A 14448-nucleotide genomic window follows, 5' to 3' on the forward strand; every position below is an offset into this window, starting at 1 on the left:
AGTAACTTTTTAGTCAAAATCAGTTGATAGGGATATTAGTGATACATATTTCAATAAAATGTGCCAAAGAATTAAAGCTATGAATTATTCAGGTAAATATACAAAAGTTAAAATAAAATACTCTGGATACTCTTTATACTGCATTAAAGTTAGTAATATTAACAGCAAAGATATCGAAAAAACAATAACATAATATGTGTCAAAATTTTTCATAATAAGAACTCCCTTACTGTTGCATACTAACATAATCCAAAAACTCTTCTACTTCAGCTAAAGACATTCCACTTTCTTTAGTCCAAAAAACAGTTTTTTCTATCGATCCTTCTCTGTAAACTGTAAATGTCGGAGTCGAGTTAATTGAGTAGCGACTCTTGAATTCTTTCCACTCATTTTCATCTTCTCTAACTTTTGCTACATTCACGTAATAAATATTTTCTTTTCCCTTTTCTACCAGCATATCGAATAGCTTCCTGCTTTTGATGATCGATTTCTTGTGCTACATCTAGTAAATTTTCATCAATTTCTATATCATAAAGTATTTCACTAGTGTCTACATCCACAATATATACTTTTTATCAGTAGCAATTTTTGAGTAATCCGTTAAAATGATCTCAGTCTCGTCACTTTCATCAGTATAAATATACGTTAACAATGAACTCACCTTTTCAATCGGTGTTAGCTCTAAGCCTACTGTATTTTTTACTATTGAGTCATTATTTACCACCATAACTTCGTACTGTATATACCATCCTATTTGGTTTCCATCAATATCAGTAATTGGCTCACTAGCTAATGGAGTCTCCGGAACAATATTTTCCTGATATTTCTTAAACTCTTCTGTAGCACGAAAAAGGTTATCATGTTCCTCACTTGAAACTGGTTGAGTCATAGAAAATGTTACTTGGCTAAACAGAGGGAAAATAAACACTACAATCAACAAAGTATAAAAAAAAGCCCTTCTTTTTCATTTTTTATCTTCCAATCACAAATTGAAAAACTTATTCCTGCAACTTTGAGTCTAGTATCACAATCGACTGACTACAACTATTCATTTACATTCTACTTTAAGTTCCTCCTTAACCATTAATTTTATTAAAGATACTTGTAATAGTGATTCTCACAAAATTTCATGAAAAATACTTTATTACTGTATCTAAAATTCCAATACACAACTTATCGACTATTATCTGAAAACCAAAACTTATTATTCCTTGATGTTATTCTAGCAATAGTAACTGCTTTTTTATTTTTTTGCATATTTTTTCGGCGTTACTTTTTAAAGTTAACTTTTTCGACAAATAGAAAGAGATACGAATCACTGATTTTTTTGAAGAAAAGAAATGGAGTGAGCTGAACGTTAGAGATATTGGGAGCTTTCGTAACTGCTTATTAAACGATAATGGTTATTTGCAACCGTATTGCTCGCTTCTACATGAAATATTTCATGAAATATTTCGCAAAACCTTTGATTATGTAGTTACGTTTCCATTCTTGACTAAAAATGTTTCAAAAACGAACAAAGGTGTTAAAAGGTAAAGTGATCAATACTACTGGTCAAAATAAGAGGTTGAAAGGGAATTGAAAAATAACTACAGATAATACTTTTATAAACGTACGTGCTTTGTGGTTCTGTAGTTAACTATATAACTGGAATTAGGGAATGGTATCAATTTGAAAAGAAAGATTCTACCAATTTATCATATGTTAAAAATGGAAAATCAACAGCAGTTCTTTCGGAAACCTTACACAAAAACCGATTATTGAAAATAGCCGAAAAACGTTTTTCGGCTATTTTTTTAATTAAGTTTCCTTCTTCTTACCTTTTCCCACTATTCCGTTTCACATCTTTGATGATCTTCAGCGCACGTTTTCGTGTTTTGATATTTGGGCTTTTCAAGCGGCGGTATGCACTTGAGATATCTGTTTTTTCCATATGGACGACCCACTTTCTTCTTTGATTGTAGTCATGCTAAAAAACACAAATCGAAACAATTACGATTTGTGTTTTAAATGGTATCAAAAGTTAAAATGAAAGTCAACTTGTTAAAACAGTCGATCAGACTAGCTGATTGACTCCTATCTCTGGAAATAAATTTTCATTATTACGTTTTAGCTACCTAAAAAAGGCCCTCTTGTCCGTTAACTTTAATATCTATTGTTATAGCTAGTTTACCTATTGAACGTACTGTGTTCGATAGAACACTAAAAAAGAGGCTGGGACAGAAGCGTTTAACTCCAAGAAATAAGAAGAAATTCACGAAAATTGCTTTTCAAATTTTTGTGAATTTCAGCTTATTTACGAAGGAGTTGCTTCTGCTTCCACCGTTTATACGTGTTTAGAGCGTGAGACAAAAGTGTTCTTTACTTTTGTCTCACGCTCTTTTAAACTATTTCGAAGTACTAAACTTATGAAGTGAGAATACCTAAGCCAGAGCCAATGTGCTCGCCTGCAAGCAATTGCTCTTTTGCTTGTCGCTGTAAACTCGTACTTTCTGGATAATCATGTATTTGGGCATCTACTCGTCCAAAGATCCAAGGGACTCCACTATCGTCCTGTTCATCAACTGATAATAATCGATAATCGGCTGCAAAAAGACAGATTTTTGACTCTTTTTTCAACCATTTAGTAAGATTGGGTGATAGTAACCAAGTATCTGTGTACATCACTTGGTAATGGTAATCAGGAAAATAAAGTTCAAAAAAACGAATGGCACTTTCGTAACTATCTCTTATCTTATTCTGAGATAAATCTGCATCGGAAGGAATATGAAGAGAAAGGCACTGCTTTCCTTCTAATCTTAGATCCGTGTACCCTTTCGGAAAATATGTCATTTCGTACTCCAATTCACCAATCCGAAAGATCAAGCCACTAGTGTAATGCCAAATCCAAAAACCACGGTCAAAGCGATAGCTTCCTGTTACTTGGAAATGTTCATGAATAAATCTAGTAAAAGCATTCATTGTTGCCAAATAGATAGTTCTTGGAATCTTCAATGGTTGATAAATTTTTTTCCAACTTTGAGAAGCTGCATATAGATAAATAGCTAATGCTGCAAAAGGTTCCTCTTCATAGACTTTGTCTATTTTCTTTGCAGTCGCCTTTGCTTTATTAGGATCCATTAGTTCATGACTATATTGCTCAAACACCTCATCAAGGATGTTTTTTGCTTGTACAATCATTTGCTCTATAACGACTTTGGGAAGAGTTAAAGTTTCTGCCAGAATTTGGATTTCATTGCTTATTTTCTTCATCAAATTTCCCCTTTTCATATCTTTGAACCTCATTGTTTAAATGACTGATTATCCGGACACCATATGGTATAAACATACTTTTATTGTACACTAACTATAAAACTTAAACTTTCTATGAAGAAAGAATATCTGTAAGACTTTCAAGGAAAGCATTGACCATCTCAGGAAAGTTTATTCAGTTACCATCATAAACAAAATTTTTTGATAGAATAAATATAAAATTTTTTTGAAAGTTCCTTTCCACATTTTTGTGTGAATTTGACTTAATGCTGAGAATCTGGCTTTTGAACACCTTGAATTAGAGGTTGTGACAAAAATCTTGTCATAACCTCTTTTGGCACATATATTTGTCCTTCTATTCTAATTTTTGACGAACAACCGTTAAATAATGTTGCAAACCAACCGTCATTACCCACGCAACACCTAAACCGATGAAACTTCCTATGACGATCCCTAAAAAACGATATTCGATCAAAGAAATCAAGTATGCTCCACGAATAAGTGTAGATAGCATCAACGCCATCGGATTAAGAAAAATATTAGCAACTGCATAATTTCTAGCAACTAGAAATTGTGCGATTCCATATAGAAAAGTGATCAGAAAAATGGTCTGCAACTGCGTAAACGGCACAAATGACAAGAATGCCGACACACATAACCCACCCATCGATCCAATCAGATATTGGACTTGTCGATGCTTCATCGCATCCAAGTTTTCTGCTAGCAAAATCGATGCACATGACAAGGTCAACCAATAAGGATTATGCAGATTCAAGCCGTGACTGACATAAACGGAAAGAAATAAGGCAGCGCTGTAGAAAACAGAATCAATGATCACTAAAGGCTCTTCGTGAAATCTTTCTTTTAAAGTTGCTTTTTCAATTGTCTGCTCAGGCCGTGAATCCAGTAATTTTGTAATCACTGCCGCAATCAGTGCAAAAACGACGCCCATAAAAAAATAAAGTGAGACGATTGGTAATTGGACGATCGGCAGCTGCATACTCGTTCCCATGGCAGAAAGCATCGCAAAAAACAAGCCACCTGGTTTAGAAATATGGAATAATCGCAACACGAATCTGCTGGAAAAAGCAACCAAAGCTACGGCAAATGGTTCAAGCCATAAAACATAAGTCGATAAGATCCCCAAAACGAAAGCAACCAACAGTCCGCAACCGATCAGAAACATACGTTTCAGCAAATATTTCATCGGTATGTTTTGATAATAGAAAAAAGTAAAGATCCCTAATGATGAAAAACTTGAAATCAAAAAATCATGATTTATGTAACCTAACCATAATACAATAAAGATAAGTAGCATCAGGTTCATGATACGAAAAGGATTATCTTGTATTTTATTGAAACGAAAATAAGTCTTGAACAATCTATCCCTCCTTCCTAGTAATTGGAAAAAAAGCTGAATCAAAATGAAATGCCAATCCCGTTTGTCAGCATTACCTAGTATAACAACTATTTCTTGATTTTTCATAAAATTAGTATCAAGAAGAAAAAGGCTTGGAAAAGTCAAAACAAAGAACGAACATTCCGAGTCGTTTTAACAAAAAAAAGATAGCAACTTTTCCAAGCAACTCGCTATCTTAGCTTTGTTAAAGAAACCGGATTCCCAACAAAAAAAGCTTTTAATTTTCGTACGATAACTACGCTGGTCCTTAAACTTCATACTTTTTTATGATTTTTCAGCGGTTTTCGATGGTATACTTTTTAAATGGAGGAGATGTCTATGCGGTATGTATCAAAATTTTTATTAGGAATTTATTTATTCTTTTTATTATGGTTGATTTTATTCAAGCTATCATTTAATCTTCCACAATTCCTCACTTATTCTTACAGCAATGTCAATCTCGTCCCTTTTTCTACTTTTTCTTTTGAAAATACAACGGTATTACGCGAGACCACTTATAACTTGATTGTCTTTTTTCCTTTTGGGGTGCTTTTGAATGTCAATTTCAAGAGACTTTCTTTTTCTAAAAAATTAGGGATTATTTTCCTTGTAAGCTTCTTGGCAGAATTGATTCAATTCCTATTCGGTATTGGAGTAGCGGACATCACTGATTTGATAACTAATACAACAGGAGGACTGATAGGTTTATGGGCCTATCAGCTTCTAAACAAACATCTATCGACAAATAAGTTAGACCGTCTAGCCATTATTTTGGGATACATTTTATTCTTATTTCTGATCGTAGCTTTTTTATTTTTGACCCGAACTGTCCGTCTTCAATAAAATCGTTCGTAAAAAAAGACCGTAATAGACACATTCCAATGTGTATCTATGACGGTCTTTTTATTCAGTCATTGGTTTAAAAAAATCTATTTTCATCTCTAATCTACTATATTATTGCAGCAGGACGACTTGCAGTTTGAAACTGACAGGCTATATTCCCCTTATTTAACAAAAAGGGTTTTTTAGCTTAAAGGCTTAACATTCTTCCTAGTCAATATCTCAATCTAGAAAGGAATTCCGTCTTAATTTATACCCTGCTCAGGTATATTATTTTTCTATAAAAAGCTTGTTTTATAAGTAATTACTTTACATTTTCTATGGTTTTTCTCCTTATTTAGGCTCCCTTTTCCTTGATTCTGCCAGTATATTCTGCCTGATTCTACTTTTTGAAGGCATTTCAAAGGAAAAAAACAGTAGTTTTTAGAAGTAGTAGAGAAATCTGAGACACGGTATTTTCTGTGTCGTTATTTTTTAAGTATAAAATAACAAAAGCATAAAATGAGATACGTTATTTTTTTATTCCAAAAACCACACCGTTTTATACTGTTTGAAAAAACGTTAATATTTATTCATTTCTGTTGTATATCTCCTATCAAAAGAAATCTATACGCCCTTCTTTGACTAGTTTTTTATTTTTATCTCTTACGAAGTTATCCACTGTGGAAAAACTAACTATCTATTTTTCGATACACTTTTCTAAAAATTAAATTTTCCACAAATAAAAACACGTTTACAACAGAATCATACTGCTGTAAACATGCTTTTCTTAAATAGATAGAACATCATATTACATAAAGATGTTTATTTTTTTATTGCTGTGAATAATGTCAAAAATCCTACGACACCAACTACTGTCCAAGTCAAATGACCTTGATCCAAATAAATAAGCATCGTGACAAAACTAGTAATCAGTCCTACATGAATTCTTTTTTGATCCATCTGCATCCCTCTTTGAATACTAGTATCACTCGGATATTTGATCGTTTATTTATTTTTTCTATATTTTTCTCTTAAATTTTAAACATGGATCATTTTACCGATATTGTGATTCGATGGTACGACTTGGGATGATCCAAGCAGCTAGAATCACGATGTTTGCGATCAGCACGGCTACTGGCGCTACTAAATACCCTAAGACAATTCCTAACACATTCAAGCCAATCGATAAATACGATTTCTTGTAATTATTCAACATCGCCTTCAATGCTTTCTCGTGGCCTTTATTTGCTTTGACAAGTTCTTTTGCCAAGATATAATACGCAATATTAGCGGTCAAGGTAACAAAACCATAAGTCATTTCTGGAGCCAGGCTATTGATGTACTCACTGATCCATGAAGTTGCAAACGGAAAAAGCGAAAGCGCAAAAACAAAGAAACTGTTCGCCCATAAGACCCGTCCATTTATCTTATGTACAACTTGAAATAAATGATGATGATTGTTCCAATAAATCGCTAAAATGATAAAACTGACAATATAGATAAAAAATCGGTAACCTAATGCAGCGAGCGCCTCCCACGTATCTCCGTTAGGTTCGTGAAGTTCTAAAACTAAAATAGTCATGATAATCGCGATTACAGCATCTGTAAATGCTTCAAGACGATTTTTAGGCATGATATTCTCCTCCTTTTCCGCTCTATTTTAGATGATAAACCAGAGAAAAAGCAATTGTTTGATCATTTAAGTAGATGAAGTAAAAATCAGTCTTCAGTTGGAGGTGTTTTTAAACAATCCCTGTTATACTTTTTCTATAGTAAAGAATGAACAAGAGGAGGGTTTTGTATGCGTCAAAAAAATATGTTCTTAAATATCTTCATGGTTCTTTTAGTGCTAATTGCAGCTAGCTTCGTCATCAGTCTTTTTGTCAGTGTCCTAAGCGGGCTTTTATGGTTTGCGGTCAAAGTTCTAATCCCAATCGCACTTATCATCTGGCTTGTTCGCTGGATCAAAGGAAATACACATAGAAAAAACTATTATTAATGTATGATACCATTCACTTCATTATGATATAACTTACTAAAAAAATAGGGTCGCGATATAAGTTCGCGACCCTATTTGATATATCATATATATTTTTTTTATTTATCCTAATGCCACATCCAAAATCATCATAATGATAAATCCACTCATGACGCCAAAAACTGCAAAATGACGTTTGCTGGACAATGTCTGCTGTGCTTCGGGGATCAATTCTTCCACCACGACATAAATCATTGCTCCTGCGGCAAAAGCAAGTGCATAAGGAAGCAGCAGCTCCACTTTCGTTACTAGTAGCGCTCCAATCACTCCAGCAATTGGTTCAATGATTCCAGAAGCTTGTCCGTAAACAAAGGCCTTTTTACGACTCAGACCTTCTTGTCGCAACGGGATTGATACAGCTGCTCCTTCTGGGAAGTTTTGGATACCAATACCTAGCGCCACCGAAACAGCGGCTAATATAGCGGCTGTCGGATTATCCGCAGTTGCTGCTGCACCGAATGCTACCCCCACGGCTAAACCTTCAGGAATGTTATGCAATGTAATAGAAAAAACAAGCAAGATCGTCCGTTTTAAATGGGTAGGCAATCCTTCTGCTTCATGTTGTGGTCCAAAATGCATATGGGGCAGTGTTTTATCTGCCATATATAAAAACACACCGCCTAAACCAAACCCAATACTTACAACTAGCCAAGCAATATCTCCATTTTCTTCTGCTTTTGTAATAGCCGGATCTAACAAAGACCAAAAACTTGCAGCAATCATGACACCAGAAGCAAATCCTAACATCAAGTTTAGCACTTCTTTTTTAATTTCTTTAAAGAAAAAAACCAACCCGGCACCAAGAGCTGTCATAAAATAAGTAAAAGCTGTCCCAGCAAGTGCTTGCTGCCAAGGTTCAAGTCTCAATAGCCATTCAACCATGCCATTCCCCTCTCTTGAATCTATCTATGTACTACTCTAGCATATTCCCAAAAACATGACTACATTTTTGTGAAAAGACGAATTAGTTGGGATTTTCGATAAAAAGTTCTATACTCTAGATACAAAAAATTTATGTATCATCATTGCTAAAGGAGTGAAACACCATGTCAAAAATCAATGCAGGAATCGCAATGGTAAAAGTTCTTGAAAGCTGGGGTATCGACCATATTTATGGCATTCCCGGAGGATCTTTCAATTCAATTATGGATGCGCTATATCAAGAAAAAACCGAAATCAACTACATTCAAGTTCGTCATGAAGAAGTCGGCGCACTCGCAGCCGCTGCAGATGCAAAATTAACGGGGAAAGTCGGCGCTGTCTTCGGCTCTGCAGGACCTGGTGCGACACATTTGATCAATGGTTTGTATGATGCACAGATGGACCATGTGCCTCTAGTAGCGTTCTTAGGACAAGTTGCTTCTACATCCATGAACTATAACTCTTTCCAGGAACTAAATGAAAATCCTATTTTCGCAGATGTCAGCGTATACAATCGTACAGTCATGACACCACAAAGTCTTCCGCATGTAGTAGATGAAGCCATTAAAGCCGCCTATGAGCATAAAGGCGTGGCTATCGTGACTATCCCTGTTGATCTTGGTTTTGAAGAAATTGACGAACAACCTTTCTCCACCGCTCACACTCACAAAACAAGTGTGATATTACCAGAAGAAAAAGATTTGCTAGCTGCTTTGCCTTATCTTGAAAAAGCAAAAAAACCAGTTCTTTATGTTGGTCAAGGAACGCGAAACGGATTTCCGCAAATCAAAGAATTCTCAGAACATTTTTCAGTTCCTATTGTCGCTTCCGTTCTAGCAAAAGGAATTATTCCTGATGATTATGAAAACTTTCTTGGTTTTGCTGGACGTGTCGCTACTAAACCCGGAAATGAAGCATTGGCAGAAGCCGATCTGATCTTATTTGTCGGTAGCGACTTCCCATTTGGACGTGCATTTTTTAATCCAACTGCTGAATTTATCCAAATCGATATCGATGCGTCAAAATTTGGACGACGCCATGAAACATCTTTGTCGATCCTCGGTGATGCAAACACAGCTTTGCAAAGACTTGTCGAGTTAGGGGATGCTCGCCCTGCTGATAGCTGGTACCTAGCAAATCAAGAAAATAAAGAAAAATGGGTAAATTGGTTGAAATCTTTTGAAGATCGAGAGGAAGAACCGATTCGTCCAGAGGCTGTCTATAAAGAAATCAATCGTATTGCTGAAGACGATGCGATTTTCGTCACAGATGTCGGTAACACGACTATCCATTCTATTCGTTTATTGAATATGAACGGTAAACAAAAACATACGACATCTGGATGGTTCGCAACTATGGGTAATGGTGTGCCAGGAGGAATTGCCGCACAACTAAGCTACCCAGAAAAACAAGTATTTACCTTAAGTGGTGATGGCGGATTTGCTATGGTCATGCAAGATATCATTACACAAGTCAAATATCAGCTTCCAATTATTAATGTTGTCTTTTCGAATGATTCTTTTGGTTTCATCGAAGCAGAACAAGAAGATACGGAACAAAAGAAATTTGGTGTATTTTTAGAAGATGCAGATTTCGGTAAAGTTGGAGAAGCGCTCGGGGCAAATAGCTTTACAGTCACAGAATACTCGCAACTTCGATTTGCCTTTGATGCAGCTGCAAAATCAGATCGTCCTGTAGTAATCGATGTGAAGATCAATAACAAGCGCCCATTGCCAGTAGAAGATCTGCATTTAGATCCAAGAAAATATTCTGAAGAAGAAATCCAAGCATTCAAAGAAAAATATGAAGTCCATGATTTGCCAGTATTGAATGAATTATATGAAAAGAGGTTGTGACAACTGCGCTATGCTTCGAGTATTAAGATAAAATTTGTGTATATAGCTTCTCACATTTTTGCATAAATTTGTCTCGTCACCTAAAAATCACCTCGTGCATATTTGTCCATGATAAAAAAGCCAGCTTCCAATTACAACAGTAAAACTGTAATCGGAAGCCGGCTTTTTTATTTGTTTGATTTTACTTATCTAAATGCATAGACGATATGTGTGATACCAAATAACATAAAATAGAATCCAACTAAAAAGCTTAATGTCAACGCAGAAGAAATTGGATTAAACAATAAGAAAATTCCTAATAAAATTCCTAAAATATTGACGATGATCGTAAACCAATAATATCCTTCACTTACTCCTCTTGCCAAGTCAGCAGTAAATAACGCTAAAACTGAATCAGCAATAAACCATACTGCAAAAACAAAAGGCAATGCTGCGACTCCTGCACCAATATTGAATAAGAAAAAGACGCCAACTAGAATATCGATGATCCCGATTATTAAGGGCATTTTTCCTTTATATCCTGTTAGCTCTTTTAATCTGTTACGTACAAACAGTTCAAATATCCCTTTAATAAAAGCAAAAATCGCAAAGACTACTACAATTGCAACTAAATTTCCGACAGGGTCTTGAAATGATAACAATGAGACAAGTACAAATAAAATCCCTAAAATCAATGAGCCCCAGTCGGTAGTTCTTTTTTCATCCATTTTCAATCCTTCTTTCATTTCTTTTACAGTTTTATAGTACTCCCTTTTATAAATAACGTCAAAAATTATGCTGTTGCAAACTAATAAATCCTATAGTAGCTATTTTCGCTCCTCTTTTATTTTTATTTTTTTCATTCTGTTTCACGTGAAACACAAAGAATGTTCGATTGCCTTGAATCTTTTACCTTTCCCCTATATAATTCTATAAGACTTGTCAAAACTAATAATGATAAAAGTGAGGAAAAAAATTGATTACTGTAAATGATGTGAGTTTGCACTTTTCAGACCGCAAACTATTTGATGATGTGAATATTAAATTTACCCCCGGAAACTGCTATGGCTTGATTGGTGCAAATGGTGCAGGTAAATCAACGTTCCTTAAAGTGTTATCAGGGGATCTGCAGCCTTCCACAGGTTCCGTTACTATGGGACCAGATGAACGGATGGCCGTATTGAAGCAGAACCATTACGACTATGAAGACTATACTGTACTTGAAACAGTCATCATGGGACACAAGCGTCTGTATGAAGTGATGAAAGAAAAAGATGCGATTTACATGAAAGAGGATTTCACTGACGAAGATGGTATTCGAGCAGCTGAATTAGAAGGAGAATTTGCTGAGCTTAATGGATGGGAAGCTGAACCAGAAGCAGCTGTTTTACTGCAAGGTCTGAACATCCCTGAAGAATTGCACCATCAGCAAATGAGTGAATTAACTGGTGGACAAAAGGTAAAAGTGTTATTAGCACAAACACTATTTGGTAAACCTGATGTTCTTTTGCTAGACGAACCAACAAACGGTCTGGATATCCAATCGATCAATTGGCTGGAAGAATTTTTGATCAATTTTGAAAATACTGTGATCGTTGTATCCCATGACCGTCACTTTTTGAACAAAGTATGTACACATATGGCGGATCTAGATTTTGGTAAAATCAAACTTTATGTAGGAAATTATGATTTTTGGTTGGAATCTAGTCAACTAGCGGCTAAACTTCAAGCAAACGCAAATGCCAAAAAAGAAGAACAAATCAAAGAACTCCAAGAATTTATTGCCCGCTTTAGTGCGAATGCATCAAAATCAAAACAAGCAACTTCACGTAAAAAAATGCTTGAAAAAATTACTTTAGACGATATCCAACCTTCTTCTAGACGTTATCCATTCGTTGGATTCAAACCTGAACGTGAGATTGGAAACGACTTATTGCAGGTAGAAAATGTAAGTGTAACGATTGATGGAAAGAAAATTTTAGATGATATATCTTTTAATTTGAGCAAAGAAGACAAGGTCGCTTTCGTCGCAGAAAATGATATAACAACAACAACGCTATTCAAAGTTATCATGGGTGAAATTACGCCAGATACTGGAACAGTACGTTGGGGTGTGACAACAAGTAATTCTTATTTACCAAAGGATACAACGAAAGAATTCGATACTGATCTAACAATTTTAGACTGGTTGCGTCAATATGCAAGTAAAGAAGAAGATGATAACACCTTCTTAAGAAGCTTCTTAGGAAGAATGTTGTTTTCTGGTGAAGAAGTATTGAAACCAGTGAATGTTTTATCTGGTGGAGAGAAAGTCCGTTGCATGCTTTCAAAAATGATGCTTTCGAAAGCTAACGTACTTGTATTAGATGATCCAACGAACCATTTAGACTTAGAATCAATCACAGCATTGAATGACGGCTTGATGGCATTTACTGGCTCAATCTTATTTGCGTCACATGACCATCAATTTATCCAAACATTGGCAAACCGCATCATTGCCGTTTCGGATAAAGGTGTGATCGATCGAGCTGATACGACATATGATGAATTTTTGGAAAATGCAGATATTCAAAAACAATTGAACGAGTTATGGGCATAATGGCCTATTTAGCTTAAAAAATAAAAAAACAGCGACCTCTAAGAGATAGGATGCTCATCTATCTTTTAAGAGTCGCTGTTTTTGTTACAATCAATTTCTGGGCTTTTTTACAGAATGAGTTACTGCTTTTATCGACTGATTCCCATCGAAAAAATCGCGATACAGCCATAGCCTGTGTGACTGGCGATCGTTGGTCCTAAGGGATAAAGCTTCACATCTTTCATCTTTATCTGCTCTTCCAAAAGCCGTTTTGCCTTCTCCGCGCTCTCTAGATCCCCAGCGTAAGCCACATAAACGATTTGATCAAGTGGTGCAACGATTGTTTTTACCGTCTCATTGACGATTGTCTGGATCGACTTGTTTCTTCCTCGAACTTTGTCAACATTCGTCAGCCTTCCTTCTTTATCCACCGTAATAATAGGCTTTACACTCAATAGACTGCCAAGAGTAGCACTTGCTTTGGAAATCCTACCGCCTCGTTCTAGATATTTCAGATCGTCTACTGTTACCCATGAATGGACTTTCAAATAATTACTTTCCAGCCACTCTAGGGTTTCTTCGATGCCTTTACCTTCTTTTTTCAATCTTACAGCTTCCAATACTAAAAGCCCTTCCCCAATACTTGCAGCTTTTGTATCAAAAACATAGATCTCAGGGTCTTCATATTCTTCCTTCAGCAATTCAACCGCTTGAAGCGCACTACTGTAAGAGCCGCTTAATCCACTGGAAAAAGCCACATATAAAACAGGAATCTGTTTTTCCGCATAAGAACGGAAAAATTCTAAATATCGGCCAACATTGATTTGTGATGTCGTAGGCATCGCACCATTTTTCAGCTGATTCATGTAGCGGTCATAATTGAATGTCTTTCCGAGGTCATCTACTAACTCTTGATCATTCAATTGGAGATTCATTGATAAAAAATCAACTTTTTCTTTTGCTAATACATGGTATGGCAGATCACAACAAGAATCTGTTACAATTTGATACACATTTTTCAACCCCTTCTCGTTACATTTTACCCTTATCGTCTATTATAGCAAATCTCTTGCGCTAGACACACTTTAACCGGTTTATTTTCGCAAGTTCTAATCAAAATAAGAGGTTGTGACAGAAGTGGTCAGCTTCAAGAAATAAGAAGGAATTTACGAAAATTGCTTCTCAAATTTTTGTGAAATTTCGGCTTATTTCCGTAGAAGCTACTTCTGGAACACCGTGAATCAGAGGTTGTGAGCCTGCCGTTTAGCTCCGAGTCACAAGGAACAATTTCAAAAAACAGCTTCTCATGTTTGTTGAATATTGTGACTTGTGACCGAGGAGTTGGCAGGAGAACACCGTTTAGTGGAGAGGTTGTGAAAAAGCTGCTCTGCATCAAGCAGTAAGAACAATCAGATAAAAATAGCACTCCATATTTTTCATCTGATTGGGCTTAGTGCCGTAGATGCAAGCTTTTGAACACCGTTTGTTCGGAAAAAGGGACTGTGACACTGTACCGACCCCCAAAAGTTAGACCAAAAAATCTAACTTTTGGAGGTCGGTATTTTTTATGGCTAAGTATACTTTTGAACTTAAATTAAAGATC

At 35.7% G+C, this 14448-nt stretch carries 14 protein-coding genes; 4 read left to right on the forward strand and 10 right to left on the reverse strand.

Annotation, left to right across the window (positions count from 1 at the left end):
* Nucleotides 1-226: 226 nt before the first annotated feature.
* The 5 genes from DIZ30_RS13190 to DIZ30_RS13215 all read right to left on the reverse strand — a co-directional run bounded on the left by DIZ30_RS13190 (nucleotide 227) and on the right by DIZ30_RS13215 (nucleotide 4633).
* Nucleotides 227-457, reverse strand: a complete 231-nt coding sequence (locus DIZ30_RS13190; RefSeq protein WP_002288642.1) for a DUF6568 family protein — start codon at nucleotides 455-457, stop codon at nucleotides 227-229.
* Between the two features lie 93 nt (nucleotides 458-550).
* Nucleotides 551-889 carry a hypothetical protein gene (locus tag DIZ30_RS13195; protein ID WP_002288643.1) on the reverse strand — a complete coding sequence of 113 codons (339 nt, stop codon included), beginning with the start codon at nucleotides 887-889 and terminating at the stop codon, nucleotides 551-553.
* A gap of 927 nt (nucleotides 890-1816) precedes the next feature.
* Nucleotides 1817-1933 carry a putative metal homeostasis protein gene (locus DIZ30_RS13205; protein WP_002288644.1) on the reverse strand — a complete coding sequence of 39 codons (117 nt, stop codon included), beginning with the start codon at nucleotides 1931-1933 and terminating at the stop codon, nucleotides 1817-1819.
* A gap of 473 nt (nucleotides 1934-2406) precedes the next feature.
* On the reverse strand, nucleotides 2407-3285 hold the full coding sequence (locus DIZ30_RS13210; RefSeq protein ID WP_002321472.1) for an acyltransferase domain-containing protein: 879 nt from the start codon (nucleotides 3283-3285) through the stop codon (nucleotides 2407-2409).
* A 322-nt stretch (nucleotides 3286-3607) separates the two neighbouring features.
* A complete protein-coding gene (locus DIZ30_RS13215) occupies nucleotides 3608-4633 on the reverse strand; it encodes an FUSC family protein (RefSeq protein ID WP_002325951.1) in 1026 nt (341 codons plus the stop codon).
* 357 nt (nucleotides 4634-4990) lie between these two features.
* Between DIZ30_RS13215 and DIZ30_RS13220 the strand changes: the two genes are divergently transcribed.
* Complete coding sequence (locus tag DIZ30_RS13220; RefSeq protein WP_002288650.1) at nucleotides 4991-5494, forward strand: VanZ family protein; 504 nt, start codon at nucleotides 4991-4993, stop codon at nucleotides 5492-5494.
* Between the two features lie 801 nt (nucleotides 5495-6295).
* Here the strand turns inward: DIZ30_RS13220 and DIZ30_RS13575 are convergent.
* Nucleotides 6296-6433 carry a hypothetical protein gene (locus DIZ30_RS13575; RefSeq protein ID WP_002294338.1) on the reverse strand — a complete coding sequence of 46 codons (138 nt, stop codon included), beginning with the start codon at nucleotides 6431-6433 and terminating at the stop codon, nucleotides 6296-6298.
* A gap of 94 nt (nucleotides 6434-6527) precedes the next feature.
* Nucleotides 6528-7106 (reverse strand): TMEM175 family protein, encoded by a 579-nt coding sequence (locus tag DIZ30_RS13225; protein ID WP_002288651.1) that lies wholly within the window; start codon nucleotides 7104-7106, stop codon nucleotides 6528-6530.
* Nucleotides 7107-7274: 168 nt separating this feature from the next.
* Between DIZ30_RS13225 and DIZ30_RS13230 the strand changes: the two genes are divergently transcribed.
* Nucleotides 7275-7472 carry a hypothetical protein gene (locus tag DIZ30_RS13230; RefSeq protein WP_002294340.1) on the forward strand — a complete coding sequence of 66 codons (198 nt, stop codon included), beginning with the start codon at nucleotides 7275-7277 and terminating at the stop codon, nucleotides 7470-7472.
* A 102-nt stretch (nucleotides 7473-7574) separates the two neighbouring features.
* Here the strand turns inward: DIZ30_RS13230 and DIZ30_RS13235 are convergent, their stop codons facing one another.
* Nucleotides 7575-8393 carry a ZIP family metal transporter gene (locus DIZ30_RS13235; protein WP_109023291.1) on the reverse strand — a complete coding sequence of 273 codons (819 nt, stop codon included), beginning with the start codon at nucleotides 8391-8393 and terminating at the stop codon, nucleotides 7575-7577.
* 164 nt (nucleotides 8394-8557) lie between these two features.
* Here DIZ30_RS13235 and spxB point away from each other — a divergent pair, with 164 nt between their 5' ends.
* The gene (gene spxB, locus DIZ30_RS13240) at nucleotides 8558-10288 is read left to right on the forward strand and encodes a pyruvate oxidase (protein WP_002301048.1); all 1731 of its coding nucleotides are present in this window, start codon (nucleotides 8558-8560) and stop codon (nucleotides 10286-10288) included.
* A gap of 185 nt (nucleotides 10289-10473) precedes the next feature.
* Here the strand turns inward: spxB and DIZ30_RS13245 are convergent, their stop codons facing one another.
* On the reverse strand, nucleotides 10474-10995 hold the full coding sequence (locus tag DIZ30_RS13245; protein WP_002324269.1) for an HdeD family acid-resistance protein: 522 nt from the start codon (nucleotides 10993-10995) through the stop codon (nucleotides 10474-10476).
* 248 nt (nucleotides 10996-11243) lie between these two features.
* On the opposite strand from DIZ30_RS13245, the gene DIZ30_RS13250 reads away from it, so the two are divergent.
* Nucleotides 11244-12866: an ABC-F family ATP-binding cassette domain-containing protein gene (locus tag DIZ30_RS13250; protein WP_002297801.1), complete on the forward strand. Its 1623-nt coding sequence runs from the start codon at nucleotides 11244-11246 to the stop codon at nucleotides 12864-12866.
* A gap of 128 nt (nucleotides 12867-12994) precedes the next feature.
* On the opposite strand, the gene DIZ30_RS13255 is transcribed toward DIZ30_RS13250, so the two are convergent.
* Nucleotides 12995-13858 (reverse strand): DegV family protein, encoded by an 864-nt coding sequence (locus DIZ30_RS13255; RefSeq protein WP_002297799.1) that lies wholly within the window; start codon nucleotides 13856-13858, stop codon nucleotides 12995-12997.
* Nucleotides 13859-14448: the final 590 nt, after the last annotated feature.

Origin of the sequence: Enterococcus sp. H57 (genome assembly GCF_003112495.1) — a bacterium.
In the GTDB taxonomy this organism is placed as follows: Bacteria; Bacillota; Bacilli; order Lactobacillales; family Enterococcaceae; genus Enterococcus_B; species Enterococcus_B faecium.

What these genes read in the sequence shown, in the direction of transcription:
- DIZ30_RS13190 (WP_002288642.1), bottom strand. Translation starts at nt 457, where the DNA reads ATGCTGGTAGAAAAGGGAAAAGAAAATATTTATTACGTGAATGTAGCA.
- DIZ30_RS13195 (WP_002288643.1), bottom strand. Translation starts at nt 889, where the DNA reads ATGACTCAACCAGTTTCAAGTGAGGAACATGATAACCTTTTTCGTGCT.
- DIZ30_RS13205 (WP_002288644.1), bottom strand. Translation starts at nt 1,933, where the DNA reads ATGGAAAAAACAGATATCTCAAGTGCATACCGCCGCTTGAAAAGCCCA.
- DIZ30_RS13210 (WP_002321472.1), bottom strand. Translation starts at nt 3,285, where the DNA reads ATGAGGTTCAAAGATATGAAAAGGGGAAATTTGATGAAGAAAATAAGC.
- DIZ30_RS13220 (WP_002288650.1), top strand. Translation starts at nt 4,991, where the DNA reads ATGCGGTATGTATCAAAATTTTTATTAGGAATTTATTTATTCTTTTTA.
- DIZ30_RS13575 (WP_002294338.1), bottom strand. Translation starts at nt 6,433, where the DNA reads ATGGATCAAAAAAGAATTCATGTAGGACTGATTACTAGTTTTGTCACG.
- DIZ30_RS13225 (WP_002288651.1), bottom strand. Translation starts at nt 7,106, where the DNA reads ATGCCTAAAAATCGTCTTGAAGCATTTACAGATGCTGTAATCGCGATT.
- DIZ30_RS13230 (WP_002294340.1), top strand. Translation starts at nt 7,275, where the DNA reads ATGCGTCAAAAAAATATGTTCTTAAATATCTTCATGGTTCTTTTAGTG.
- DIZ30_RS13235 (WP_109023291.1), bottom strand. Translation starts at nt 8,393, where the DNA reads ATGGTTGAATGGCTATTGAGACTTGAACCTTGGCAGCAAGCACTTGCT.
- spxB (WP_002301048.1), top strand. Translation starts at nt 8,558, where the DNA reads ATGTCAAAAATCAATGCAGGAATCGCAATGGTAAAAGTTCTTGAAAGC.
- DIZ30_RS13245 (WP_002324269.1), bottom strand. Translation starts at nt 10,995, where the DNA reads ATGGATGAAAAAAGAACTACCGACTGGGGCTCATTGATTTTAGGGATT.